Raw genomic sequence first — 23,447 nt, 5'->3', positions numbered from 1 at the left:
ATACCAATATGATGATACCCCCTTACCTTTCCCGCACGTTGGCGCAAAGCGTTCGCCCAGTCTGGTTCATACTGCTGGTACTGATGTTCAGCCTAGGTTCAGTGCAGGTTGCCGCAAAAAGTATGCTGACTGATATTGCAGTTAAGCGTTTAGATAATGGTGATGCCCAGGTCTCGCTGACGTTTTCCGATGCCGCGGTAACGGCTGACTTTCGTCAGCCCATCCCTCAGCAAGTCACGCTACGCTTGCCGAACGTGCAGCTTAAACAGGCATTACTTGCGGTACTCGATACTCGCAGTCGTCAGACCCCAGTGACTGAGATTGAGTCCTTTCAGGCTCCTGAGAGTGCTCGTATCGTACTGCGTGCTGAGCAGGCGGTGGATTTTGATTATCAGCAGCAAGGAAAGGTGTTGACCATTCGCGTCTCTGCGGCAAAAAAAGCGCCTTCTGCGAAGGCCTTAGCGCAAAAAGGGGCGGCGATCTCGATTAACTTCCAAGACATTCCGGTTCGTACCGTGTTGCAGCTGATTGCTGAACAGAATGATTTTAACCTGGTGACCTCGGACTCGGTACAAGGCAACATCACCATGCGCATTGATGGTGTGCCTTGGCAAGATGTATTGGATGTGATTTTGCGTGTGAAGGGACTGGATAAGCGCCAACGGGGACAAGTGATGCTCGTTGCTCCGAGCGCTGAGCTGATGGCACAAGAAAAGCAAGCACTCGAAATGCGTCAGCAGGCCGATGCCTTACTGCCTCTGACCTCAGAAGTCCTCACGGTGAACTATGCCAAAGCCAGTGATATCGCCGCACTGATTAAAGGCCAAGGCGAAGGGGTCAGCTTACTGTCTCCTCGCGGGGCGGTGTCGCTGGATGAGCGAACCAATGCCTTGATCATTAAGGATAATCAAAAGAATCTAGCCCGCATTCGCACCTTAGTTCGCCACTTGGATGTGCCGGTGAAGCAAGTTGAAATTGAGGCGCGGATTGTCACGGTTGAAGAGGGGTCTGTCGATGAGCTGGGGGTGCGCTGGGGGATTTTAAATCGCAACGGCTCAACCAGTATCGGCTCTTCGATAGAAAGTAACCTGATGTGGGACCGGAATATGTACAATTCCGATGATGAGGCATTAACCGGATCGGGCGATGATTCTCTGCCGGTGGACAATTTTTTGAATGTGAACTTGGCCGCCTCCAACCCTGCTGCGTCAAGTCTGGCCCTGCAAGTGGCTAAATTGGGCAGTGATTTATTGCTCGATCTCGAGTTATCGGCGCTGGAAAGCGAAAACAAAGCAGAAATTGTATCGAGCCCACGCTTAATCACCACCAATAAAAAAGCGGCATATATCGAGCAGGGGACAGAGTTACCTTATCTCGAAGCCTCTTCCAGCGGTGCTGTGGCGGTGTCGTTTAAAAAAGCAGTACTTAGCCTTACCGTGACGCCCCAAATTACCCCAGAGAATGAGTTAGTGCTGGATTTGAAAGTCACCCAAGATATGCCGGAGAAGTCGGTGGTGGCAGGTAAAGGGGAGGCCATGTCGATCAGTACCAAGCGCATTAATACGCAGGTATTGGCGCGGAATGGTGAAACGGTGGTGCTGGGAGGGATCTTCCAACACACCATGATTAACAAAGAAACCAAGGTGCCATTACTCGGGGATATTCCGCTGTTTGGAAATCTGTTCAAACACCGTCTGAAAGATCATGCAAAACGCGAGCTTCTGATCTTTGTGACCCCTAAAATCGTCACAGGGTAGGTTAGGTGTTGCCAAAGGGGCCACTGTCCTGAGATAATTTTTAGTCTGATCACGAATTATCTGTGAGGAATTGGCGCCTCGGGCTTTTCTACATCAAGCCTGCGGGCGGTGTTGTTTTATTTAACCGCGCGTAAAATTGCTTAAAATGGCTGAAAAACGAAATATCTTTTTGGTAGGCCCTATGGGGGCTGGTAAAAGCACAATTGGTCGTCATCTCGCTCAACAACTTCACATGGAATTTTATGATTCTGACTCAGTGATTGAAGATCGAACTGGGGCAGACATTGCATGGGTGTTCGACGTTGAGGGAGAAGAAGGTTTTCGTCAACGTGAAGAGAACGTGATTAACGACCTGACTGAGAAGCAAGGTATCGTGCTAGCGACCGGCGGCGGCTCTATCATGAGTAAAGAAAGCCGTAACCGTCTCTCTGCTCGTGGTGTAGTGGTGTACTTAGAAACCACTATCGAGAAGCAGCTGGCGCGTACACAACGCGATAAAAAACGTCCTTTGCTTCAAACCGATCAACCCCGTGAAGTGTTGGAATCACTCGCGCAAGAGCGCAACCCACTTTATGAAGAAATTGCTGATTATGTGGTGCGTACTGATGATCAAAGCGCCAAAGTGGTCGCGAATCAAATCATCGAGTTGTTAGAGCAGCACTAATCCCAGACACAGGACCCGACCATGGAACGGATAGATGTTCAGTTAGGGGCGCGTAGCTACCCTATCTCTATCGGCGAAGGGCTGCTGGCAGATGCCAGCTTGTTTGAAAACGTACGTTCGCGTCGGGTTGCTGTGATAAGCAACGAGACAGTGATGCCATTGTATGGCGAGAAACTGGTCTCGACGCTTAAGCAGGCAGGGGCACAAGATGTCGCCTGCCTTAGCTTACCCGATGGTGAAGCGTACAAATCGCTAGAAACCTTCAATACTATCAATACCTTCCTACTTGAAAATAACTACAATCGCGATGTGGTGCTGGTGGCACTGGGTGGCGGTGTGATTGGTGATATCGTTGGCTTTGCCAGCGCTTGTTATCAACGCGGGGTAGATTTTATTCAAGTTCCCACCACCTTATTGGCGCAGGTTGACTCGTCAGTTGGCGGGAAAACGGCCATCAATCATCCTTTGGGTAAAAATATGATTGGTGCGTTTTACCAACCCAAAGCGGTGGTGATTGACACTCAGGTACTCAGCACTCTCCCAGATCGAGAGTTTGCGGCGGGAATGGCTGAGGTAATCAAATACGGCATTATCGCCGACGCGCCTTTTTTTGACTGGCTCGATAGCGAAATGGCGGCGTTGACCGCCTTGTCACCCGACGCGTTAAGTTATGCGATTCGGCGCTGCTGTCAAATCAAGGCTGATGTGGTTGCGCAAGATGAAACCGAAGCCGGTGTACGTGCTCTGCTTAATCTGGGCCACACCTTTGGTCATGCGATTGAAGCGGAGATGGGCTACGGCAACTGGTTACATGGTGAAGCGGTTGCAACGGGCACCGTGCTTGCTGCCCACACGGCACAGCGTCATGGTTTGCTGGACGAACAAAGTGTGTCCCGCATCACTGCCTTGCTCGAAAAAGCGCAGCTTCCCGTGCACGTCCCTGCCCAGATGAACTACGATGCTTTTATTAAGCACATGATGCGTGATAAAAAAGTGCTTTCAGGACAGTTGCGTTTGGTACTGCCAACAGCGATCGGCCAAGCGCAAGTGGTTGCAGATGTTCCACATCAGCTGTTAGCGGATGTGATTGATGCCGGTTAACCATTGAATGCATGACAAACACCTTTGATACTTTGGCCTTGGAGCTGGAAAGCCAAACCCAGCTCTTATCACGCCTGCAGTTTCTTACCCGCTTTAGCTCTAACCTTATCCAGGTCACCGGTCCGACTGGCGCGGGTAAAACCTGGCTCAGTGAGCGCTATATGGAGCAATGGGCCGACGCGTCGGTCCACTCCTTACTGGTGTGTCACACGGCACAAAATGATGCACAACGCCGTGCTATTTTGCTTCGTCAAATTGTCAAAGATGGCGTCTTTAATGAGGCCGATCCACTAGTCGATAGCCTGACGATGATGCTAGGCGACAGTGGTTGCGATGCATTAATTGTCATTGATGATGCCCACCGTCTTAGCCCGAATTTATTGTCTGAACTTTGGGCACTGGTTTTACAGGCACAAAACCAAGATCATTGGCGCATCAATGTGGTGCTTTTTGCATTGCCCGGAAAGTTGAACAAGTGGCTTCGTCAGGTGTCATATGGCCAAGGCCAAAAGCCGTTAGAGTTAGAAGTCTCGCCCTTAAATGAGGGGGAGGAAGAAATGTTTATCGATGTGTTGGCAGTGACCCGACGCATTGATGCGACCAAGAAAAAACAATGGCTGGCCAAGCTGGCCAATCAAACCCTCTATCCGGGCATGATAATGGGCAAGGACAATCAGGAGACAGGCACAGTGAGTGACGAGAAGAAAAAGCCCTCGCGTAATAAACCCTTTACCATGCTGGTATTGGCCGTGGTGCTCATGGTCGTGGGTGCTGGTGTGATTTGGTGGTACTTCCCGAGCCAAAGCGATGATCAGTCCTCAGGCATGGTATTGCCAGAAGGGTTAAAGAATCTTGATGACTTACTCCGCGAACAGCAGGGCGAGCCAGAGAGCGCCGTGACTGCTGGCCAAGGCACCGAGAAACGCATGGACCAAAACCCAGCCAGTACTTCAAACCGCACTAGCCAGTCAGGCTCGGTGACTGAGGACACAGTCTCATTGCCAGAAGAGGTTAATGGCGAAGGCTTGACGGTTGGCCGCGGAGATGAAGGCAAACGCGTTGTCGTGCCTGATGATGTGGTCGATGCCATGATTGAAGAGCAGGATGCAGGCGGCGATGGTACTGAGGCCGTTGACGAACCCTTGATCCCTGAACTGGCACAAACACCGCCTACTCCGGCGGCACCAGACAGCCGCCCAGAGCCTGCCGCTCCAAGCCAAACAGCGCAACCGGAAGCTGCATCTCAGCCAGCGTCCGCGAACCAGACCTTGCCATTAGATGCCCAAGCTCTACTGGCGGTGCCTGCGCAGCGCTATGCGTTACAGCTGGCCGCCTTACAATCGCGCCAAGATGCAGTTGATTTGATTGCGAACTATCAACTGGATGGGCGTGTTCAGGTTTATCAAACTCGCCGAAATGGCGGCACTTGGTACATGGTATTACTGGGCGATTATGAGAGTGTCACCGCGGCGCGTCGCGCAGAACTCACGCTGGCCGATAATGTCCGTGCGCTGCAGCCATTCGTGAAATCATTTAGCCAAATTCACCGTGAAATCAATCGTGCAAATGGGCAGTAAAATCCGCTGATTGATGAAACAAAATAAGGTACAATCCGCCCCCTTTCATATCGCGGAGAATGACAAGGGGCAATGAAAAAGCATCGCGCGTTTCTAAAGTGGGCTGGCGGTAAGTATTCGCTGGTCGATGACATTCGCCGTCATCTTCCCGAAGGGGACACGCTGATCGAGCCTTTTGTCGGCGCAGGGTCGGTGTTTTTAAACACCGACTACGACCGCTATATCTTGGCTGATATTAATCCCGACTTGATTAATCTCTATAACATTATCAAACAAACCCCAGCACGGTTTGTCGATGATGCACGCGCCTTTTTCTGTCAAGACTACAATCAAAAAGCGCAATATTTGCAAGTGCGGGAAGACTTTAATGCCACGCAAGATCCGTATCTTCGCTCGCTCTATTTCTTGTACATGAATCGTCACGGCTTCAATGGCCTGTGCCGTTACAACAAAAAAGGCGGATTTAATGTTCCCTTTGGGTCTTACAAGAAACCGTACTTTCCTGAAAAAGAGCTGTTCTTTTTTGCTGAAAAAGCACAACGGGCAGAGTTTGTGTGTGAAGGGTATGCGGAAAGTTTTGCTCGCGCGAAGCTGGGCGACGTGGTGTATTGCGATCCTCCTTATGCGCCTTTAACCGCAACGGCGAATTTTACCACCTATGCCACCAACGGCTTTACGCTGGATGACCAAGCGTTATTGGCYGAGCATGCAGAGCAGGCAGCGATGGCGGGTGGGATCCCGGTTCTTATTTCAAACCACGACACCCCTTATACCCGCCGTTTATATCGTGGTGCGACCTTCAACGTGGTACGAGTCAAACGCACCATTAGCCGCAATGGGAATGGGCGTAATAAAGTGGATGAGCTGTTGGCACTGTTTGCACCCCAACCCTAACTGAAAAGCGGCATTAGGTAATCATGCCGACAATGGCAAGCAAAGTTGCGACAAATACACCAATCATCACCACGCCTATCACGATGTATGCAGCGGGTGAGTCTTGAGCAAAATCGCGTTGGCGGTTTTGCTCTGACTGCACACCAAAAAGCGCGGCAATCACACTTTTGATGACGTCCCAAACGCCTAATTTTGTTGTCATGATGCCTCCTTTTTTGTCGCTCTTATCCAACCCTAGTTGGGGGTATGTATTTTGTCAGCTGTTCAGGTAGAAAAGCGGGATCGAATAAGACAGCGCGAGCGAGATCGGGTAGAATTGCGGCGACTTTTTGGCAAGTGAGGCGACAACTATGACGGATTTTTTGATCGCGCCATCGATTTTATCAGCAGATTTTGCGCGCTTGGGCGAGGATGTAGAAAAGGTACTCGCCGCGGGTGCAGATGTGATCCACTTTGATGTAATGGATAACCATTACGTGCCTAATCTCACCTTTGGCGCGCCGATTTGTCAGGCGCTGCGCGATTACGGCATTACCGCCCCGATTGACGTGCACCTCATGGTTAAGCCGGTTGACCGCATTATTCCCGACTTCGCCAAAGCTGGCGCCGATATGATAACCTTCCATGCTGAAGCCAGTGACCATATCGATCGCACCTTACAATTGATTAAAGATCACGGCATGAAAGCCGGGCTGGTATTTAATCCCGCCACACCACTGCATTATCTTGATTACGTGATGGACAAACTCGACATGATTTTGTTGATGTCCGTAAATCCCGGTTTTGGTGGCCAATCGTTTATTCCAAGCACCTTGGATAAACTGCGTGACGTGCGCGCACGTATTGATGCCAGCGGTCGAGACATTCGACTGGAAATTGATGGCGGTGTGAAAGCTGACAATATCGCCGAGATTGCCCAAGCAGGGGCAGATATGTTTGTTGCCGGTTCTGCGATTTTTGGGCAACCCGACTATAAAGCGGCGATTGATGAGATGCGCACCGCGCTTGCAACTGTAAATAGGTAAGTAGTATGAGCCTTCGTTATATTGCCTTCGACCTCGATGGTACCTTGGTCGACAGCGTACCGGACTTAACTCAAGCGTTACAGATGATGCTGGCCGACTTGGACATGCCCACCGTGACGGTGGAACAAGTTACAGGTTGGATTGGTAATGGTGCCGATATTATGATCCGTCGTGCGCTGTCGCGTCGTCATGATTTTGCCACTGACTTGGATGCCGATTTGGTCGCTCGTGCCCGCGAGCGTTTTAACTTCCACTACGAAAATAACGGCCATGAAAAAACCGTGCTGTATCCGGGCGTGAAAGACACCTTGGTCGCGCTGCATCAGCAAGGTTATCAACTGGGTGTGGTGACAAACAAACCTGTGGCATTTGTGCCCGCCATCCTAGAAGACTTAGGATTAGCCGCCTTGTTTACGGATGTGTTGGGAGGCGATAGCTTACCGACCAACAAGCCAAACCCAGAAGGGTTGCACCATTTGCGAGACAAGCATGGCTTAACCAATGCACAAATGTTGATGGTCGGCGATTCAAAAAATGACATTTTGGCAGCCCAGAATGCAGGCATCGCTTCTGTCGGGTTAACCTATGGCTACAACTACGGTGAACCGATTAGCGATAGCCGTCCTGACTATGTGCTGGATTCATTCAGTGAGCTACAAGCCGTGGTCGCCAGCCATCAAGCATAACGATTATATAGCAACATAACTACCGCCCGGTTGGGCAACGCGTAAAGGAACCTAATCATCATGAGTCAATCTTCAAAACCCATTGTACTGAGTGGTGTGCAGCCCTCGGGTGAACTAAGTATCGGTAACTATCTAGGCGCGCTGCGTCAGTGGGAACAGATGCAAGATGATTATGACTGCCAATACTGTGTGGTGGATTTGCATGCGATTACCGTTCATCAAGATGCGGATGCGTTACGCGAAGCAACCTTGGATGCGCTGGCGTTGTGCTTGGCGGTGGGCGTGAGCCCCGAGAAAAGTAACTTGTTTGTACAATCGCACGTGCCAGAGCATGCGCAATTGGGCTGGGTATTGAACTGTTACACCCAAATGGGTGAGCTGAACCGCATGACTCAGTTTAAAGATAAATCGCAGCGTCATGCTGAGAATATCAACGCCGGTCTATTTGGGTATCCAGTGCTGATGGCGGCAGATATTTTGCTGTATCAAACCAATCAAGTGCCTGTAGGTAATGATCAGAAGCAGCATCTAGAACTTGCCCGTGACATTGCCACGCGCTTTAACAACCGTTACGGCGATGTCTTTACCATGCCTGAGCCTTACATTCCTGATGTGAATGCACGGGTGATGAGCCTGCAAGATCCGACCAAGAAAATGTCGAAGTCGGATGATAACCGTAATAACGTGATTGGTTTGCTCGAAGATCCCAAAGCCATTGCCAAGAAAATCAAACGTGCGGTTACCGACTCGGAAGAGCCACCGCGTGTCCATTTTGATATCGAGCAAAAGCCAGGTGTCTCTAACTTGCTTGGTTTGCTGTCCGGGGCGACCGGTGAGTCAATTGCCGCACTAGAAAAAGCCTACGAAGGCAAAATGTATGGCCATCTGAAAAAGGATACTGCTGAAGCGGTGGTGGCGATGCTCGAGCCTCTCCAAGCGCGTTATCATGAGTACCGCGCTGACCGTGCACTGCTCGACAGTGTGATGCAAAAAGGTGCTGAGCATGCATCGGCACGCGCACAGCAAACCTTGCGTAAAGTGTATGACGCCGTGGGGTTTGTTCCACGCGTGTAGCACACGAATATGACGGTATAAAAAAGCAGCGGCCGATTCCGCTGCTTTTTTGATCAGACCGGAACCCAACTCTCACTTCTTATAAGTCCATCAATAGTAACTGTTTCTGATGCGAGCTAAATCACGCCATTCTATGTATCCATCGTTAATAATGCGCGCGAAATTCGAGTAATCACTCAAACTACGTGAAGGAACAGGTATGAAAAAGCCACTGATGTGGTCGCCGCTAGCATTGATGATGGCGGGACTCGCCATGCCCGCGGCCGCCAAAGCCCCCCTCGAGCAAACCTACCAGTGCGGTATGACGCCCACAACGCCCATTTATGCGATCCAAGGTGACGGTGAGCGCAGCCCATTGGTCCCGGCGGGCAAATACAGCTCCGATAAAACCTATGCGGTACAAGGTGTGGTCACTGCGGTGACCCAAGGCCTTTATAAAGGGGTTTGGATTCAAGATCCTCAAGGGGATGGCAATCGCGCCACGTCCGATGGCTTGTTTGTGTACTTGCGGGACGCTGATGCTCTCAATTTGCAGCCCGGTGACACCTTATGTGCCAGTGGTAAGGTCAAAGAGTATTATGGTCATACGCAATTGGGTGTGACCGATAATCAAGTGGCTAAGGGCCCGTATTATGGTCCGTTGGCTCCGACTGCCATTCGTGTGGATCACGGTGAGTCGTTAAAGGATGCACTTGAGCGTTACGAAGGCATGTATGTGACCATGGACGCGGACAGTGAGCTGGTGATCACCCGTAATTTTGGCTTTGACTACGACGCGTTTCGCAACAATATGGTGTTAACGCACCGCACCCCTTTATTTAAACCCACGCAACTTTATCCAGCGTTAACCGACGAAGCGAAAGCGCTTGCGGCGAACAATGCGGCGAATCAGCTTTATATCGAAAGTGATCAAAAAGCCAAAGACGGACAAATTCCCTATTTTCCGGGACTTGACGCTGAGCAAGGCTATCTGCGTATTGGCGATCGTATTGAGCATTTGTCTGGCGTGATGGGCTTTAGCTACGATCAGTACCGTTTAGTGGCGACCAACACCATTACCGCCGGTGACATTGTGCACCGTCACGATCGTCAAGATGCCCCCGCGACGGTACCGAATACCGACATTAAAGTGGCCAGCTTTAACGTACTCAACTATTTCACCAGTGCCAGCGCCATTGGTGGCCCCTTAAATGTCACCTGTAAAGATCGCGACCATGCGGACGCCAAGCGTGGTTGCAACCGAGGCGCTAAAACCGCCGCTGAGTTTGAGCTCCAACGTACCAAGATTGTCAATGCCCTCCGCGCGATGGATGCTGATATCGTTGGCTTGATGGAGCTTGAAAACAATGGGTTTGAAGCTGGAAGCGCCATTGCCGATTTGGTGAGCCATCTCAACGCAGAGTTTGCGGATCCTGCGGATCATTATCAGTTTGTTGAACCCAGTGATGCGGTGAAAAATCAGGGCGCGTTTTTTGGCTCTGATGCGATCATGGTCGGCATGATTTACCGCCCTGCAAAAGTCTCGTTAGCCGGTGACGCACAAGCGGTTGCTATGCCCGAACAGCATATAAGTGGTGAAAACCCTGAGGGCGAAACGCGTGAGCTTAATAAGTATCAACGCGACAGCTTGCTGCAAGCGTTTAGCATTAATGGCGAGCCGTTACATATTGTGGTTAACCACTTTAAGTCGAAAGGATCAGGCTGTTATGAAGATTGGATCGCGGGTGAGTTCGAGACGGATACAGCAGATTTACAAGGACATTGTAATGCCTTCCGTGTTTCGGCGGCGGTGACACTACGCGATCGTCTGCAGCAGCTGGATGGAGACGTATTGATCCTTGGCGATCTCAATGCGTACGCGAAAGAAGATCCGGTCCGTGTATTAACCGACTACCAACGTCAGCCTAACCAGCGCGATATCATGACAGCCGCAGGAACGGAAATTCGCGGTGTACCTATGCATCCGACCGCACAAGCGGTAGAGAAAGGCCTGGGCTATATCAACCTCGCCACGGCGCGATTGGGTGATAAAGCCTATTCCTACTCGTACTCGGGTGAGTTGGGGAGTCTCGACCACGCCATCGCCAGCGCTAGCTTGGCGGAAAAAGTTGTCGGTGTGGAAGACTGGCACATCAACTCGATCGAAAGCACCTTGTTTGAATACGGTCGTCGTTACACTGGGGATTTGGTGAAATCGACCAACCCGTTCTCTTCGTCAGATCACGACCCTGTAATTGTGTCTTTGGCGTATCCGGATCCGGTTGTTCCTGTATCGGTTACCATTAATAACCGCAGTATTTTGCCGATTATTCCGATGCTGAATGGACAAAAAAGTCCTGATCACGCTTGGATGAAATGGCGCTCACAGCGCACCTTTGATACGCAAAGCCCATTGGTACAAAAGCTGAAGCTTAATAAAGATGATCGTATCGAGGTCACTGTGAAAGCGCTGGGTTTGATCCCCGTCTATTGTGGCAGTGCGCCGGCGAGTCAGCCCATGTCGGTCCGTTACACCGGCTTCCGTTGCCAACTACGTTAATTTAATCACTGCGGGCAGTGGCAACACCGCCCGCGGATGACGCTTGTCAGGCACTGTGTTAGCATCATTCCGGTTTTCAATCGGATGGCGCAGCACAGTGCTTCTTATCATCGATAATTACGACTCCTTTACCTACAACCTCTATCAGTACTTTTGCCAACTAGGCGTGGACGTGTGTGTTAAACGCAATGACGAGTTGGCTATCGCAGACATTGAGGCGATGGAGCCCTCCCATTTAGTGATCTCTCCTGGTCCTTGTACGCCGAATGAGGCGGGGATTTCTCTCGAGGTCATTCGCCATTTTGCCGGACAGATACCGATTTTAGGCGTATGTCTTGGCCATCAGTCCATTGCACAGGTCTTTGGTGCGTCGGTGATCCGCGCCAATGCGGTGATGCACGGTAAGACGTCGTTGGTCGAACATGATCATCAAGGGGTATTTAACCGCTTACCCAGTCCGTTTACCGTCACGCGGTATCACTCGTTGGTGGTTGACCCGCAAACCCTGCCTGATTGTTTGACCGTGACAGCGACCACCACTGAGCCCGATGGTCGCCAAATCATTATGGGATTGAAGCACCGAACCCTGCCAATTGAGGGGGTACAATTCCATCCGGAGAGCATTTTGACTGAACACGGTCATGACTTACTAGCGAATTTCTTACAGCAATAGTTACAAAAAATAGCGATCTTTATCACTATTTTCACATTTCGTTTTTTCTGACGTGATTATCAGTGGCTGCAACCTTATGCAGCCATCACCGTCATCCCGCACCACTCATGCCTTACAGGCATCTCAGCCTTGCTGATTAGGCGCTTCTTTCGCCTCACACTTTGTGCATAACTATATCTCTAATTTGCATGGTATTTGTTATTCTGCTGAAAAGAAAAAATAATCTGCTATTGCCGCGGTTAAAAGAATGTAAATACTATGCGTCATGGAAAAAACACAGAAGGATTGAGTGATGACGATGGACAACAAAGTAGAACGTAAACTCTTTGATGAAGTGATGGTACCTTGCTACAACCCGATGCCCATGATCCCAGATCACGGCAAAGGCTCCCGCATTTGGGACCAAGAAGGGCAAGAGTACGTCGACTTTGCGGGTGGGATTGCGGTGAGCTGTTTGGGCCATTGTCATCCCGTCATGGTGGATGCGTTGACTGAGCAAGCTCAAAAGCTTTGGCACTTAAGCAACGTCATGACGAATGCACCCGCATTGCGTCTCGCAAAGCGCCTCACTGAGCTGTCATTTGCGGATCGTGTTTTCTACGCAAACTCTGGCGCCGAAGCGAACGAAGCAGCGCTAAAGTTGGCGCGACGCTGGGCAAAAGAAGAACACGGCGAGCACAAAAGCGAAATCATTGCGTTTAGCAAAGGCTTCCATGGTCGTACCTTCTTCACGGTCACCGTGGGCGGTCAACCTGCTTATTCTGACGGTTTTGGTCCTAAGCCGGGTGATATTACCCACCTGCCATACAATGACTTAGCAGCGCTGGCTGATCATATCTCCGATCGCACTTGTGCGGTGATGATGGAGCCACTGCAAGGTGAAGGCGGCATTATTCCTCCAGAGCCGGGTTTCTTGGAAGGTGTACGTGAACTGTGTGACAAACACAATGCCTTGCTGATCTTCGATGAAGTGCAAACCGGTAACGGCCGTACGGGCACCTTCTATGCGTATCAACAATCGGGCGTCGCTCCCGATATCTTAGCCACCGCTAAATCACTGGGTGGGGGGATCCCGATCGGTGCCATGTTGACCACCGAAGCCCTGGCGGCACACATGAAACCGGGGACGCATGGCTCAACTTATGGCGGTAACCCCTTGGCATGTGCGGTCGCAGAAGCGGTGGTGGACGAAGTGACCAAACCCGAGGTTCTTGACGGTGTCATTGAGCGCGAACAGTGGTTCCGCGATGGCCTAGAAGCAATCAACGATAAATACGGCATCTTCAGTGAAGTGCGCGGTAAAGGTTTGTTGCTTGGCGCGGCACTCAACAAGGAGTGGGAAGGGCGTGCGCGTGACATCTTAGTGGCGGCCGGTGAGGAAGGCTTACTGGTACTGGTCGCGGGCCCGAATGTGGTGCGTTTCACCCCATCATTGGTGATTACCAAAGCGGATATTGAAGAAGGTATGGCGCGCCTTGATCGTGCTATTGCGAAGGTCGTTGCTGCATAAGGCGGCCTTTACACTCGGAGGGATTTGAGATGTTAGTTATTCGGCCTATCCGTGCGTCAGATTTTGATGCACTGATGTTGTGTGCGGAAGAGTCCGGTCATGGATTTACCTCATTGCCGGTTGATGCCGATTTGCTACAAGGACGTATCAACAATTCGCTAGAAAGCTTCGCCAAGCACGTCACTAGCCCTGGCATGGAAGGCTACCTGATGGTGGCCGAAGATACCGAAACAGGTGAGGTTGCGGGCACCACGGGGATCGAGGCGGCAATCGGCCTCGATAGCCCCTTTTATAGTTATCACTTAACTAAAGTGGTGCACTCATCGCGCAAGCTCAATGTCCATAACATTGTTGAAGTGCTGACGTTTGGTAACAACTACACCGGAGCGACGGAAATTTGCACCCTGTTTTTGCGTCCTGAGTTTCGAGGTGGCCTCAACGGTAAACTGCTTTCTAAGTGTCGCTTCTTGATGCTCGCTGAGTTTCCTGAGCGCTTTGCGGATGTGATTTTTGCCGAAATGCGTGGCGTGTCTGATGATGATGGCAATTCGCCGTTCTGGCAGTGGCTTAAGGACAACTTCTTTTCGATTGACTTTACTTTGGCCGATTACCTAACCGGTATCGGTGCGAAAGGGTTTATTGCCGACTTAATGCCTAAGTTGCCGATTTACGTCAGTCTGTTGAGTGAAGAAGCGCGTGCTGTGATTGGACAGGTGCACCCGAAAACACGGCCGGCACTGCGTCTGTTGGAGAAAGAAGGCTTTTCGTGTCGAGGATATGTGGACATCTTTGATGCCGGGCCAACGGTCGAGTGTTTGCGCCACAATATCGAATCGGTCCGCCATTCATTTAATGCGACGGCTAGCGTGCGTGAGCATAGCAGTGCTCAGCACTACTTAATTTCGAATACCGATTTTGCGGGCTTCCGCGCGACTGCGGCGAAAGCGGCACTTGATCCGGAAACTAATCATGTCGTGATTGCGCCAGAGGTTGCCGAAGCGCTGCAAGTTAAAGACGGCGATCGACTCCGTTTGATCGCGATGGAGGAGTAAGGATGACACATCAAACCGCAGGCCATTTGATCAATGGTGAATGGACGCCGGGTGAAGGCGACGTCATGACCTCGCTAAACCCTTTTGATAGTCGTTGTATCTGGCAAGGCAATGAAGCCACGAAAGTGCAGGTTGAACAAGCGGTAAGCGCGGCACGACAAGCCTTTCTTACTTGGCGTAATACCGATTTTGCCGAGCGCCAAGCCTTGGTGGAACGCTTCGCTGAAATTGTGAAAGCCAATACCGACGATTTGGCCCGTACCATCGCTGAAGAAACCGGTAAGCCGTTTTGGGAAACCAAAACTGAAGTGGGCGCCATGGTGGGTAAAATTGCCATTTCGCTACGCGCTTACCACGAACGTACAGGTTCGCGGGAAAAAGACGTCAATGGCACGCAAGCTGTACTGCGTCATCGTCCTCTTGGTGTGATGGCAGTGTTTGGGCCGTACAATTTCCCCGGTCACTTGCCTAATGGCCACATTGTCCCAGCACTATTGGCTGGAAACAGTGTGGTTTTCAAGCCGTCTGAACTGACGCCTAAAGTGGCTGAACAAACCCTTGGCTACTGGTTAGACGCTGGTCTACCTGCTGGGCTGATTAACTTGGTGCAAGGGGGCCGTGATACCGGCGAAGCGTTAGCACAAGCGCGAGGTATTGATGGCCTTCTATTTACCGGGAGCGCCAACACCGGACACATCCTCCATCGCCAGTTTGCCGGCCAACCGGACAAAATGCTGGCACTGGAAATGGGGGGCAATAACCCACTGGTTATCAGTGATAAACACAGTGGTGTGGACGCCACGGTTTATACCATTATTCAATCGGCTTACCTCAGTGCCGGTCAGCGTTGTACGTGTGCACGTCGTCTGCTTCTTCCTAAAGGGGAGGAGGGTGACAAGATCTTGGCGCGCTTGGCAGCGTGGACTAAAACGATCCGTGTGGGCGGGCAATTCGATGATCCGGCGCCCTTTATGGGCGCACAGATCTCTGTGGCGGCAGCTGAAGGGATCTTAGCCACTCAGCAAAAACTGATCGATCTCGGTGGCAAGCCAGTCGTCGCTTGTGAACATCGCCATGATGCCGTGATCTCGCCGGGGATCATTGATGTTAGCGGGATCGCCGAGTTACCCGATGAAGAATACTTCGGTCCTTTATTGCAGGTGCAGCGTTACACCGATATGGCCGATGCATTGACGAAAGCGAATGATACCCGCTACGGCTTATCGGCAGGCCTTATCAGTGACGACGATGGTGAGTGGCAATACTTCCTTGACCATATTCGCGCCGGTATTGTAAACCGTAACCGTCAATTGACCGGTGCCAGTGGGGATGCACCATTTGGTGGTCCGGGCGCGTCGGGTAACCTGCGTCCAAGTGCTTATTATGCCGCCGATTATTGTGCCTACCCTATGGCATCGATGGAAGGCGAGCAGGTCACCTTGCCCGAGAGCTTTGCGCCGGGGATCACGCCTCTTGATTAAGGAGAATAACATGGATAGTTGCCAAGCGTTATTTGACAGATTGTGGCAAGACTACACACAGCGTCTTTGCCCTTCTGCGCAGAAAGTGCATGGGTTGCTCGAAGAAGGCCAACCCCTGATCAATGATCACATTGCACTGCGCACCTTTGCACTGCCTAATGTAGGGCTGGACAAGCTTGCCCGTCCTTTTATTGCGTTGGGCTATGAACCGAAAGGTGAGTACACCTTTGAAGCGAAGAAGCTCAACGCACGTCACTACGAGCATCCCGACCCTTTGATGCCGAAAGTGTTTATTAGTGAATTGATGGTCGGCCAATGCTCGACAAGATTGCAATCTATCGTGCGCGACTTAGTGGCGAATGTGGATGATGATGCGCTGAAAGGGAGCGATTTTCTTCATCAAGGACGTTTGTGGGAGTTGGATTGGCAAACCTACAAGACGTTAGCGGATGAAAGTGAATATGCAGCTTGGGTGGCAGCGCATGGCTATGGGGCGAACCACTTTACCGTCAGCGTGAATCAGCTGAACAACCATGATAGCTGTCAAGCGGTCAACGATACCTTGCGCCAAAATGGGTTTACCATTAACGAATCTGGCGGGGAGGTCAAAGGGGATGCATCAGTCTTTTTGGAGCAATCCTCGACGATGGCTGATCGCGTGCCGGTGCAATTTAGCGATGCACGCCATGATATTCCGGGGGGGTTCTACGAGTTTGCGAAACGGTATCCGCTTCCGGACGGTGAACTTTATCAAGGTTTTGTCGCCGCCTCGGCTGATAAAATCTTTGAAAGTACGCATCAATAGTGGCGAGAGAAGAAAAGGAGAGCGATGCTCTCCTTTTTTGGGTGGCTGTGTTTAGCGACTTTCAATATCGAGCCAGAATTTATCGTCAATCGCCTGAGTTTCATTACTCAGATGTGGGTTGTCGACGCGAATAAAGGTGCGCTCACCAATATTGGCTTTCTCAAAGGTCTCTTTTACCAGAGGCGCATTCTCAAAAAATTCGATGAAGGATCCGTCTTGATAGGCGGCCGCAAAGGCATCATTGAGCATGGTCGCCACCTCTGGGTTTTGGGGCGATACAAACAAGAACATCGGGAAGCGATAGATCAGCATTAAGTGCGGATCGACCAACAGATTTGCATATTGAGGTCGCTCTGCCAGCTCGCTAAAAGGCTCAATCAAAGCACGCGGGAAGAGGTCAGCCCGTCCGGTATCGACGGCTTTAAAGATATTCTCAAAGCTTGATATTTCTCGAACCCGAAATCCCGCCGACTGCAAGACCTTCACATCCGCCCAGCCTTGCCCTTGGATCATGGTCAGATTATTGAGCCCTGCTTGGTCACTGATTTGTGCAAGCTTGGGTTCGGTGGCTTGATTGGTAATGAACAAGCGATGGCCTAATAGACCCCGAAAAACTGGATAACGGATGGGAAGTAATTCTGACTCAAGGGTACGGTCGGCCCCGAGCCAATCTACCGTCAGTCGTCCTTGTTTCAGCATTTCTACTTTACGAGACTGAGAGCCAATTTGGCCTTGAAAGGGCTGTAACGTGACAGACTTACCCGATTTTTCCGCTAAAAACTCAATCAAGTCGATAGCGTATAAATCGAGGGCAGAGCCAGCCCGTGGTTCTGGGTGGACAATGGTGATATTCGCCGCAGCAGTTGAAGAAACCGCCGCGAGTAGCAATGCAGCAAGGGTGTGACGTAAGCTTCTCATAAACGACATCCTGTTAATCAGTTGTTAGATGGGTCGTTTTTGAAGTGTAGAACTTAGGTAATGAGTTTCCAGTCAATAAAAATAAAAAACCGACGCAAAAGCGCCGGTTTTATCGCAACACGCGAGGATTAGCGTGTGCCGTAAACCACAATGGTTTTACCGTGAGCTGAGATAAGATTCTGCTCTTCCAGCATTTTAAGGATACGCCCAACCGTCTCACGCGAACAGCCAACAATTTGACCGATTTCCTGACGCGTGATCTTGATTTGCATGCCGTCAGGGTGAGTCATGGCGTCAGGTTGCTTCGCCAAGTTCAGTAGGGTTTGTGCAATGCGGCCGGTCACGTCCAGGAAGGCAAGGTCTCCCACTTTCTGGCTGGTCACTTGCAGGCGACGCGCCATCTGAGAGGAGAGACGCATCAAAATGTCTGGGTTAACTTGGATCAGCTGGCGGAATTTCTTGAATGAAATTTCTGCCACTTCGCAAGGTGATTTCGCACGTACCCATGCGGTGCGCTCTTGGTCCTCTTCGAACAGACCAAGTTCGCCGATGAAGTCACCTTGGTTAAGGTAAGACAGGATCATCTCCTTGCCTTCTTCATCTTTGATTAGTACGGCCACAGAACCTTTCACGATGTAGTACAAGGTCTCCGCCTTTTCCCCTGCATGGATCAGAGTACTTTTGGACGGGTACTTGTGAATATGACAATGTGAAAGGAACCACTCGAGTGTAGGGTCTGTTTGAGGTTTTCCTGGAACCATATAACTTATTTCCTCTGCATGTGTTGCCCGGCAACGACGTCCTGTCTTTGTCTGAATGGAAACCCATCAGTCCAATGCACAGAATACGAGGTCTTGGCGCAGGCTACAAGCTCACTGTATGTTAACAAGAGTGTATCTTTTTTCTATCTGGATTTCTTGATTTTGATCTAAGCCAACCGCCTAAAAATTCGGCAAAAATGTGGCTAAGATCACGACCTGAGAAGTAATACACGTTAAGTGCGCTACGGCGCTTAACCTATCTTGCCTTTCTCAATCAACTGTTGGATCAAGGGGCGAATAATCAGCTCCATCGCAAATCCCATTTTACCGCCGGGCACGACCAGCGTGTTGTGCCGAGACATAAAGGCGCCACTGATCATTTGCAGTAAATAAGGAAAATCGACGTTCTTCATGCCACGAAAGCGGATCACGACAAAACTTTCGTCGAGTGACGGGATCCCTTTTGCATTCAGCGGGTTAGATGTATCTACGGTTGGGACGCGTTGGAAGTTAATATGCGTGCGAGAAAACTGCGGCGTAATATAGTGCAAGTAATCGTCCATGGAACGCACAATGGAGTCCGTAACGGCCTCGCGGGAATGGCCGCGGTCGCGCGTATCGCGGACAAACTTTTGAATCCACTCCAAGTTAACGATAGGCACCATGCCGATCAGTAAATCAACATGTTGGGCGACATTGACGTCACCATCCACCACTCCGCCATGCAAGCCTTCATAAAATAATACGTCGGTATTTTCAGGCAGATCTTGCCAGGGAGTGAAGGTGCCCGGCATTTGATTATAAGGCACGGCTTCATCAAAGGTGTGTAGATAACGACGATACTTGCCGGTGCCTTGTTCGCCATATTCTTTAAAAAATTGCTCAAGGCGTGGGAAGTCGTTGGCCGTGGGGCCAAAGTAGCTAATATGACGACCTTGTTCACGTGCTTTACGGATCTCAACATCCATCTCTGGCCGCGTGAAGCGGTGAAAGCTATCGCCCTCTAACCAAGAGGCTTTGATGTTCATCATATTGAACATCTTGCGAAACGCTTCGGAGGTCGTGGTTGTGCCTGCGCCAGATGAACCGGTCACAGCGATGATTGGGTGTTTAGCCGACATGACGAGCCCTGTCATTGATCAGTCTGAATTTACACCGCAGCCCACAATGGGAGGCGGTGTTACGGTCTGAGATCGCGCTGACGACGAATATCCACTGTCTCATGCAGCTCAGAGTATACAATCACGGCATCGCCGGATTTTAATTGTTCGCGCACTTGTTCAACTTTCTCAGCAAAGCTGACTTCCTGCTCACCGTAATCTGTCCCTTCCCGCAACACAAAGTGCTCAATTAAATTGGTCAAGGTTTCGGCTGGCACAGATTGCCATGGAACCATCATACTACATCACCTTTTGCTGACACCTAGATGGCACGGACGCCATCTCCGTGCTTAGGTTGTGAATTAGCTCCCATTTTACCGAATTATGCGCGTAGGTGCAGTGTATCTATGTCGATTCAGTCACAATTTATCGTGACGAATAGGGGCATCAGGTGTCGAGTTGCTCAGCTATCCACGCGGGCACTGCCTCTTCCAACCATAAACGCGGTGCACGCCAACGGCCAGTGACAAACCCAACATGTCCGCCATGGTCAGTGAGTTGATAGCGTATATTGGCCGGTAATGGCGTGGTTGGGATCACCGCGTCGGTCATAAAAGGATCGTCTTTGGCATGAATGATGGTCAAAGGGGTGCGGATCGCAGGCAACACGGATAGGCCACTGCATTGCTGGTAGTAATGATGTGCGTCCTCAAATCCATGCAGTGGTGCGGTGACGGTTTGGTCAAACTCGAATAAGGTCGCAATACGGGGCTGCTCGCCAGCTTGCCAACGACCCACTTGGGCGTGCCGCGTAAGCTTATCTGACAGGGTTTGCCGCATCGATCGGAGCAGATACGCTTGGTAGACACGTGAGAATCCTTGCTGAATGCGTAACGAGCAGGCGGCAAGGTCTAAGGGGGGTGACACTGCGCAGCCACTGGAGACGATCGGATCGTCCGCATACTCTGCCAAATAGCGCACCAGCATGTTGCCGCCTAGCGATACGCCCACAGCATGAATGGGATGCTGAGGATAACGCATGCGTAATGTGGTCAGAAAATAGCGTGCGTCTTGTGTCTCGCCTGAGTGATAAGTGCGCGGGACGCGGTTTAAGCGGCCACTGCAACTGCGAAAGTGCATCACCACACCGCACCAGCCTCGGCGCTGAAAAGCAGCCAGTAACCCATTAGCGTATGGGCTATGAAAGCTGCCAGCAAGGCCATGAAAAAGCACCACTATCGGTTGACCGGGCTTAGGTGTCTGCGTCCAAGCGAGATCGACAAAATCACCATCCGGTAAATCCAGCTGTTGCCACAAAGGAGAGAGCACGGGTTGACGCCGTATCAGCCGTGGCATGATGGTTTGTAGGTGTGGATTACGGGCGCTGGGAATCGGTTCAAAGGGCGTCATCGGCGTCTCCTCGCTCATCGTCTTTGATCACACTGGCGCGCAGGGCGGGGTAGAGCGATTTGGCCGAGGGCGAGAGCTGACGGCAATAATACGCCAACGGCGAGGGTGATTCGGTCAGCCATGTTTGTTGATTCAAGGCGTGGATGAGGTCTTGTTGCTGGAACTTCTCGAGGCTGAGCTCGAAATTCAGCATTTTTTTATATTGTCCCGCACCAACGCGCGGTTTGATATCGCGACGCAGGTTGCGGTAGGCAATCAGCAAATGCTCAGAGCGGCTGAGCGATTGTTTAAGTTGGCTGAGGCTCTCTGGGGCAAGGCCATAGCCATGGCTTTCCAACCAAGCCAGCAACAAGGCAAGGTTGACGTTGCCCTGATGCTGATCTTGCAATTTAAGACACGCCTGTTTGACGTCTTGCTTGCCGTAGTGTTGCAAACAAAACTGCCACAGATCGGCTGCATTCGCTTTGCCGGGAATTAGGCTTGATTGAATGCCGCCTCCATGGCTTCCAGTTCTTCCTGTCGCTCCATCCATTCTTGCTCTACCTCTTCCAGCGCTGATTTGGCATCAGCCTGGCGTTGTAATTGTTCCGCGAGTTGGGCTTTTTGGTCTGCGCTATAAATTGTTGGGTCGGCCAGTTTGGTCTCTGCATCGGCAATAATGGCAGAGAGCTGTTCGATTTTTGTGTCTAGGCTGTCAATTTTTTTACGAAGTGGCGCGGTTTTTTGGCGAAGTTCGGCCTCGCGACGCTTTTGTGCCTTACGATCGACCTGACGTTGCTGGGGGGCGGCTTTGTCATCGGCGTTTTGTTTTTTACTTTCCGCACGGTCGGCACGCTGTTGCTCGCCAAGCCAGCGATGGTAGTCGTGTAAGTCACCGTCAAAGGGTTGCACCGCGCCGTTGTCGACAAGATAAAGATCGTCGGTGGTCGCGCGCAGCAAAAAGCGATCATGGCTGACGATCACCATCGCCCCTTCAAACGATTGTAGGGCAAGCGTCAAGGCTTGGCGCATGTCTAAATCAAGGTGGTTAGTCGGTTCGTCAAGCAACAGCAGGTTAGGCTTTTGCCACACCAATAACGCTAATACCAAGCGTGCCTTCTCGCCTCCCGAAAAGGGACCAATGGTCTCAAGCGCTTTATCCCCCTGAAAGCCAAAGCGCCCTAAGAAGTCACGTAGCGTTTGCTCGGCTGTGGTGGGCGCAAGGCGATTCATATGTTGCAGTGGGGTTTCGTCAATGCGCAAGGTATCGAGTTGATGCTGCGCAAAATAGCCAATTTTTACTCCTTGGGAGTAACTGAGCTCACCGGCCATGGCTGGTAAGGTGCCAGCAAGGAGTTTGATCAGCGTAGACTTACCCGCACCATTGCGGCCCAACAAACCAATACGCGCGCCTGGGACTAGATTGAGGCGGATGTTTTCCACAATCGGCGTCTTGTCGTACCCCGCTGCGACCTTGTCCATCATCAAGATAGGATTTGGGAGCGCATCTGGGGTGAAGAAGGTAAAGCTAAACGGATTATCGTATTGCGCTGGCAACACCTTTTCCATCCGCTCCAGTGCCTTAATCCGGCTTTGCGCTTGGCGCGCCTTTGAGGCTTTGTAACGAAAGCGGTCGATGTAAGATTGCATGTGGGCAATTTGCTTTTTTTGCTTTTCAAACTGCGCTTGTTGTTGCGCCAGCTTCTGCGCCCGCATCTGCTCGAAGTCGGAATAATTGCCCGTGTATTCATTCAGCTGCTGATGCTCAATATGAATAATGCGGTTGACCACAGGGTCAAGAAAGTCACGGTCGTGGGAAATCAGCACCAAGGTACCGGGGTATTGCTGTAGCCATTTTTCCAGCCACATCACGGCATCTAAATCGAGGTGGTTGGTTGGTTCATCAAGTAGCAAGAGGTCGGAACGACACAGTAGTGCTTGGGCAAGGTTTAAGCGCATCCGCCAGCCGCCCGAAAACTGCGTGAGGGACCATTGCATTTGCGCCTGACTAAACCCCAAACCATCGAGCAAACTGGCGGCGCGCGCCTCAATACTGTAGCCACCAATGGCATCCAGTTTATCGTGTAAGGTCGCTACGGCATGACCGTCATCGCGTTGTTCGGCATCCGACAAGGCCATCTGCAGTTCACGGTATTCAGCATCACCATCAATGACATACTCGAGCGCACTTTTTTCCAGTGCGGGTGTTTCTTGTGCCACCCATGCTACTTGCCATTGGCTAGGATAATGATAGCTGCCCGCATCTAACGTCAGCTGGTGGCGAAGCAGCGCAAACAAGCTGGATTTGCCACAGCCGTTTTTTCCGACCAATCCGACTTTGTCGCCGGGATGGATGGTTGCTGAGGTGTGATCGAGCAGTGGCTTGCCACCGCGCAGTAATTGGATGTCAGAAAAGCTAATCATGATTATTCAGTGCGCTA

22 protein-coding genes are annotated in these 23,447 nt (G+C 51.1%); 14 read left to right on the top strand and 8 right to left on the bottom strand.

What is annotated here, in order from left to right; genetic code table 11:
- Positions 1-8: 8 nt before the first annotated feature.
- From BZG82_RS03640 to dam, 5 genes are all read left to right on the top strand, one after another.
- Positions 9-1,757, top strand: a complete 1,749-nt coding sequence (locus tag BZG82_RS03640; protein ID WP_108742951.1) for a type IV pilus secretin PilQ — start codon at positions 9-11, stop codon at positions 1,755-1,757.
- Positions 1,758-1,902: 145 nt separating this feature from the next.
- A complete protein-coding gene (gene aroK / locus BZG82_RS03635) occupies positions 1,903-2,421 on the top strand; it encodes a shikimate kinase AroK (RefSeq protein ID WP_069589875.1) in 519 nt (172 codons plus the stop codon).
- A gap of 21 nt (positions 2,422-2,442) precedes the next feature.
- Positions 2,443-3,522, top strand: coding sequence for a 3-dehydroquinate synthase (gene aroB, locus BZG82_RS03630; RefSeq protein ID WP_069589877.1), 1,080 nt, complete (start codon positions 2,443-2,445; stop codon positions 3,520-3,522).
- Positions 3,523-3,533: 11 nt separating this feature from the next.
- On the top strand, positions 3,534-5,099 hold the full coding sequence (locus tag BZG82_RS03625; protein WP_077765176.1) for an AAA family ATPase: 1,566 nt from the start codon (positions 3,534-3,536) through the stop codon (positions 5,097-5,099).
- 72 nt (positions 5,100-5,171) lie between these two features.
- A complete protein-coding gene (dam, locus tag BZG82_RS03620) occupies positions 5,172-5,993 on the top strand; it encodes an adenine-specific DNA-methyltransferase (RefSeq protein ID WP_069589882.1) in 822 nt (273 codons plus the stop codon).
- Positions 5,994-6,006: 13 nt separating this feature from the next.
- Here dam and BZG82_RS03615 read toward each other — a convergent pair whose 3' ends face one another.
- Positions 6,007-6,195, bottom strand: a complete 189-nt coding sequence (locus BZG82_RS03615) for a DUF2970 domain-containing protein (RefSeq protein WP_069589884.1) — start codon at positions 6,193-6,195, stop codon at positions 6,007-6,009.
- A gap of 148 nt (positions 6,196-6,343) precedes the next feature.
- Here BZG82_RS03615 and rpe point away from each other — a divergent pair, with 148 nt between their 5' ends.
- The 9 genes from rpe to BZG82_RS03570 all read left to right on the top strand — a co-directional run bounded on the left by rpe (position 6,344) and on the right by BZG82_RS03570 (position 16,838).
- The gene (rpe, locus tag BZG82_RS03610) at positions 6,344-7,018 is read left to right on the top strand and encodes a ribulose-phosphate 3-epimerase (protein WP_069589885.1); all 675 of its coding nucleotides are present in this window, start codon (positions 6,344-6,346) and stop codon (positions 7,016-7,018) included.
- 5 nt (positions 7,019-7,023) lie between these two features.
- Positions 7,024-7,704 (top strand): phosphoglycolate phosphatase, encoded by a 681-nt coding sequence (locus tag BZG82_RS03605; protein ID WP_077662628.1) that lies wholly within the window; start codon positions 7,024-7,026, stop codon positions 7,702-7,704.
- A gap of 60 nt (positions 7,705-7,764) precedes the next feature.
- Positions 7,765-8,778 carry a tryptophan--tRNA ligase gene (trpS, locus tag BZG82_RS03600; protein ID WP_101494755.1) on the top strand — a complete coding sequence of 338 codons (1,014 nt, stop codon included), beginning with the start codon at positions 7,765-7,767 and terminating at the stop codon, positions 8,776-8,778.
- Positions 8,779-8,977: 199 nt separating this feature from the next.
- Complete coding sequence (locus tag BZG82_RS03595; RefSeq protein WP_077765175.1) at positions 8,978-11,317, top strand: ExeM/NucH family extracellular endonuclease; 2,340 nt, start codon at positions 8,978-8,980, stop codon at positions 11,315-11,317.
- Positions 11,318-11,414: 97 nt separating this feature from the next.
- Positions 11,415-11,990 carry an anthranilate synthase component II gene (locus BZG82_RS03590; RefSeq protein WP_077640976.1) on the top strand — a complete coding sequence of 192 codons (576 nt, stop codon included), beginning with the start codon at positions 11,415-11,417 and terminating at the stop codon, positions 11,988-11,990.
- Between the two features lie 292 nt (positions 11,991-12,282).
- Positions 12,283-13,500 (top strand): aspartate aminotransferase family protein, encoded by a 1,218-nt coding sequence (locus BZG82_RS03585; protein WP_077765174.1) that lies wholly within the window; start codon positions 12,283-12,285, stop codon positions 13,498-13,500.
- 29 nt (positions 13,501-13,529) lie between these two features.
- On the top strand, positions 13,530-14,552 hold the full coding sequence (astA, locus tag BZG82_RS03580) for an arginine N-succinyltransferase (protein ID WP_077479754.1): 1,023 nt from the start codon (positions 13,530-13,532) through the stop codon (positions 14,550-14,552).
- Positions 14,553-14,554: 2 nt separating this feature from the next.
- Positions 14,555-16,033 (top strand): succinylglutamate-semialdehyde dehydrogenase, encoded by a 1,479-nt coding sequence (gene astD / locus BZG82_RS03575; RefSeq protein WP_077765173.1) that lies wholly within the window; start codon positions 14,555-14,557, stop codon positions 16,031-16,033.
- Positions 16,034-16,043: 10 nt separating this feature from the next.
- Positions 16,044-16,838, top strand: a complete 795-nt coding sequence (locus BZG82_RS03570; RefSeq protein WP_077662632.1) for a DUF1338 domain-containing protein — start codon at positions 16,044-16,046, stop codon at positions 16,836-16,838.
- A 51-nt stretch (positions 16,839-16,889) separates the two neighbouring features.
- Here the strand turns inward: BZG82_RS03570 and BZG82_RS03565 are convergent, their stop codons facing one another.
- The 7 genes from BZG82_RS03565 to BZG82_RS03535 all read right to left on the bottom strand — a co-directional run bounded on the left by BZG82_RS03565 (position 16,890) and on the right by BZG82_RS03535 (position 23,430).
- Positions 16,890-17,756, bottom strand: a complete 867-nt coding sequence (locus tag BZG82_RS03565; protein ID WP_077765172.1) for a hypothetical protein — start codon at positions 17,754-17,756, stop codon at positions 16,890-16,892.
- 128 nt (positions 17,757-17,884) lie between these two features.
- Positions 17,885-18,517, bottom strand: a complete 633-nt coding sequence (gene crp / locus BZG82_RS03560) for a cAMP-activated global transcriptional regulator CRP (protein WP_002535199.1) — start codon at positions 18,515-18,517, stop codon at positions 17,885-17,887.
- A 251-nt stretch (positions 18,518-18,768) separates the two neighbouring features.
- Positions 18,769-19,638, bottom strand: a complete 870-nt coding sequence (locus BZG82_RS03555; RefSeq protein WP_069589567.1) for a phosphoribulokinase — start codon at positions 19,636-19,638, stop codon at positions 18,769-18,771.
- 59 nt (positions 19,639-19,697) lie between these two features.
- On the bottom strand, positions 19,698-19,916 hold the full coding sequence (locus tag BZG82_RS03550; RefSeq protein WP_069589565.1) for a YheU family protein: 219 nt from the start codon (positions 19,914-19,916) through the stop codon (positions 19,698-19,700).
- 148 nt (positions 19,917-20,064) lie between these two features.
- Positions 20,065-21,027: a hydrolase gene (locus tag BZG82_RS03545; protein ID WP_077678111.1), complete on the bottom strand. Its 963-nt coding sequence runs from the start codon at positions 21,025-21,027 to the stop codon at positions 20,065-20,067.
- A complete protein-coding gene (locus BZG82_RS03540; RefSeq protein ID WP_077765171.1) occupies positions 21,014-21,559 on the bottom strand; it encodes a TIGR02444 family protein in 546 nt (181 codons plus the stop codon). Before BZG82_RS03540 ends, BZG82_RS03545 begins: the two co-directional genes overlap by 14 nt.
- Positions 21,502-23,430: an ABC transporter ATP-binding protein gene (locus BZG82_RS03535; RefSeq protein ID WP_077765170.1), complete on the bottom strand. Its 1,929-nt coding sequence runs from the start codon at positions 23,428-23,430 to the stop codon at positions 21,502-21,504. Before BZG82_RS03535 ends, BZG82_RS03540 begins: the two co-directional genes overlap by 58 nt.
- Positions 23,431-23,447 lie beyond the last annotated feature (17 nt).

It is taken from the genome of Salinivibrio sp. PR5, assembly GCF_001996085.1.
Classification (GTDB): Bacteria; Pseudomonadota; Gammaproteobacteria; order Enterobacterales; family Vibrionaceae; genus Salinivibrio; species Salinivibrio proteolyticus.
The sequence above is the reverse complement of the archived record's forward strand: the minus strand, read 5'-3'. Positions and strand labels throughout refer to the sequence as shown.

What these genes read in the sequence shown, in the direction of transcription:
- BZG82_RS03640 (WP_108742951.1), top strand. Translation starts at nt 9, where the DNA reads ATGATGATACCCCCTTACCTTTCCCGCACGTTGGCGCAAAGCGTTCGC.
- aroK (WP_069589875.1), top strand. Translation starts at nt 1,903, where the DNA reads ATGGCTGAAAAACGAAATATCTTTTTGGTAGGCCCTATGGGGGCTGGT.
- aroB (WP_069589877.1), top strand. Translation starts at nt 2,443, where the DNA reads ATGGAACGGATAGATGTTCAGTTAGGGGCGCGTAGCTACCCTATCTCT.
- BZG82_RS03625 (WP_077765176.1), top strand. Translation starts at nt 3,534, where the DNA reads ATGACAAACACCTTTGATACTTTGGCCTTGGAGCTGGAAAGCCAAACC.
- BZG82_RS03615 (WP_069589884.1), bottom strand. Translation starts at nt 6,195, where the DNA reads ATGACAACAAAATTAGGCGTTTGGGACGTCATCAAAAGTGTGATTGCC.
- rpe (WP_069589885.1), top strand. Translation starts at nt 6,344, where the DNA reads ATGACGGATTTTTTGATCGCGCCATCGATTTTATCAGCAGATTTTGCG.
- BZG82_RS03605 (WP_077662628.1), top strand. Translation starts at nt 7,024, where the DNA reads ATGAGCCTTCGTTATATTGCCTTCGACCTCGATGGTACCTTGGTCGAC.
- trpS (WP_101494755.1), top strand. Translation starts at nt 7,765, where the DNA reads ATGAGTCAATCTTCAAAACCCATTGTACTGAGTGGTGTGCAGCCCTCG.
- BZG82_RS03595 (WP_077765175.1), top strand. Translation starts at nt 8,978, where the DNA reads ATGAAAAAGCCACTGATGTGGTCGCCGCTAGCATTGATGATGGCGGGA.
- BZG82_RS03585 (WP_077765174.1), top strand. Translation starts at nt 12,283, where the DNA reads ATGACGATGGACAACAAAGTAGAACGTAAACTCTTTGATGAAGTGATG.
- astA (WP_077479754.1), top strand. Translation starts at nt 13,530, where the DNA reads ATGTTAGTTATTCGGCCTATCCGTGCGTCAGATTTTGATGCACTGATG.
- astD (WP_077765173.1), top strand. Translation starts at nt 14,555, where the DNA reads ATGACACATCAAACCGCAGGCCATTTGATCAATGGTGAATGGACGCCG.
- BZG82_RS03570 (WP_077662632.1), top strand. Translation starts at nt 16,044, where the DNA reads ATGGATAGTTGCCAAGCGTTATTTGACAGATTGTGGCAAGACTACACA.
- BZG82_RS03565 (WP_077765172.1), bottom strand. Translation starts at nt 17,756, where the DNA reads ATGAGAAGCTTACGTCACACCCTTGCTGCATTGCTACTCGCGGCGGTT.
- crp (WP_002535199.1), bottom strand. Translation starts at nt 18,517, where the DNA reads ATGGTTCCAGGAAAACCTCAAACAGACCCTACACTCGAGTGGTTCCTT.
- BZG82_RS03555 (WP_069589567.1), bottom strand. Translation starts at nt 19,638, where the DNA reads ATGTCGGCTAAACACCCAATCATCGCTGTGACCGGTTCATCTGGCGCA.
- BZG82_RS03550 (WP_069589565.1), bottom strand. Translation starts at nt 19,916, where the DNA reads ATGATGGTTCCATGGCAATCTGTGCCAGCCGAAACCTTGACCAATTTA.
- BZG82_RS03545 (WP_077678111.1), bottom strand. Translation starts at nt 21,027, where the DNA reads ATGACGCCCTTTGAACCGATTCCCAGCGCCCGTAATCCACACCTACAA.
- BZG82_RS03540 (WP_077765171.1), bottom strand. Translation starts at nt 21,559, where the DNA reads ATGGATGGAGCGACAGGAAGAACTGGAAGCCATGGAGGCGGCATTCAA.
- BZG82_RS03535 (WP_077765170.1), bottom strand. Translation starts at nt 23,430, where the DNA reads ATGATTAGCTTTTCTGACATCCAATTACTGCGCGGTGGCAAGCCACTG.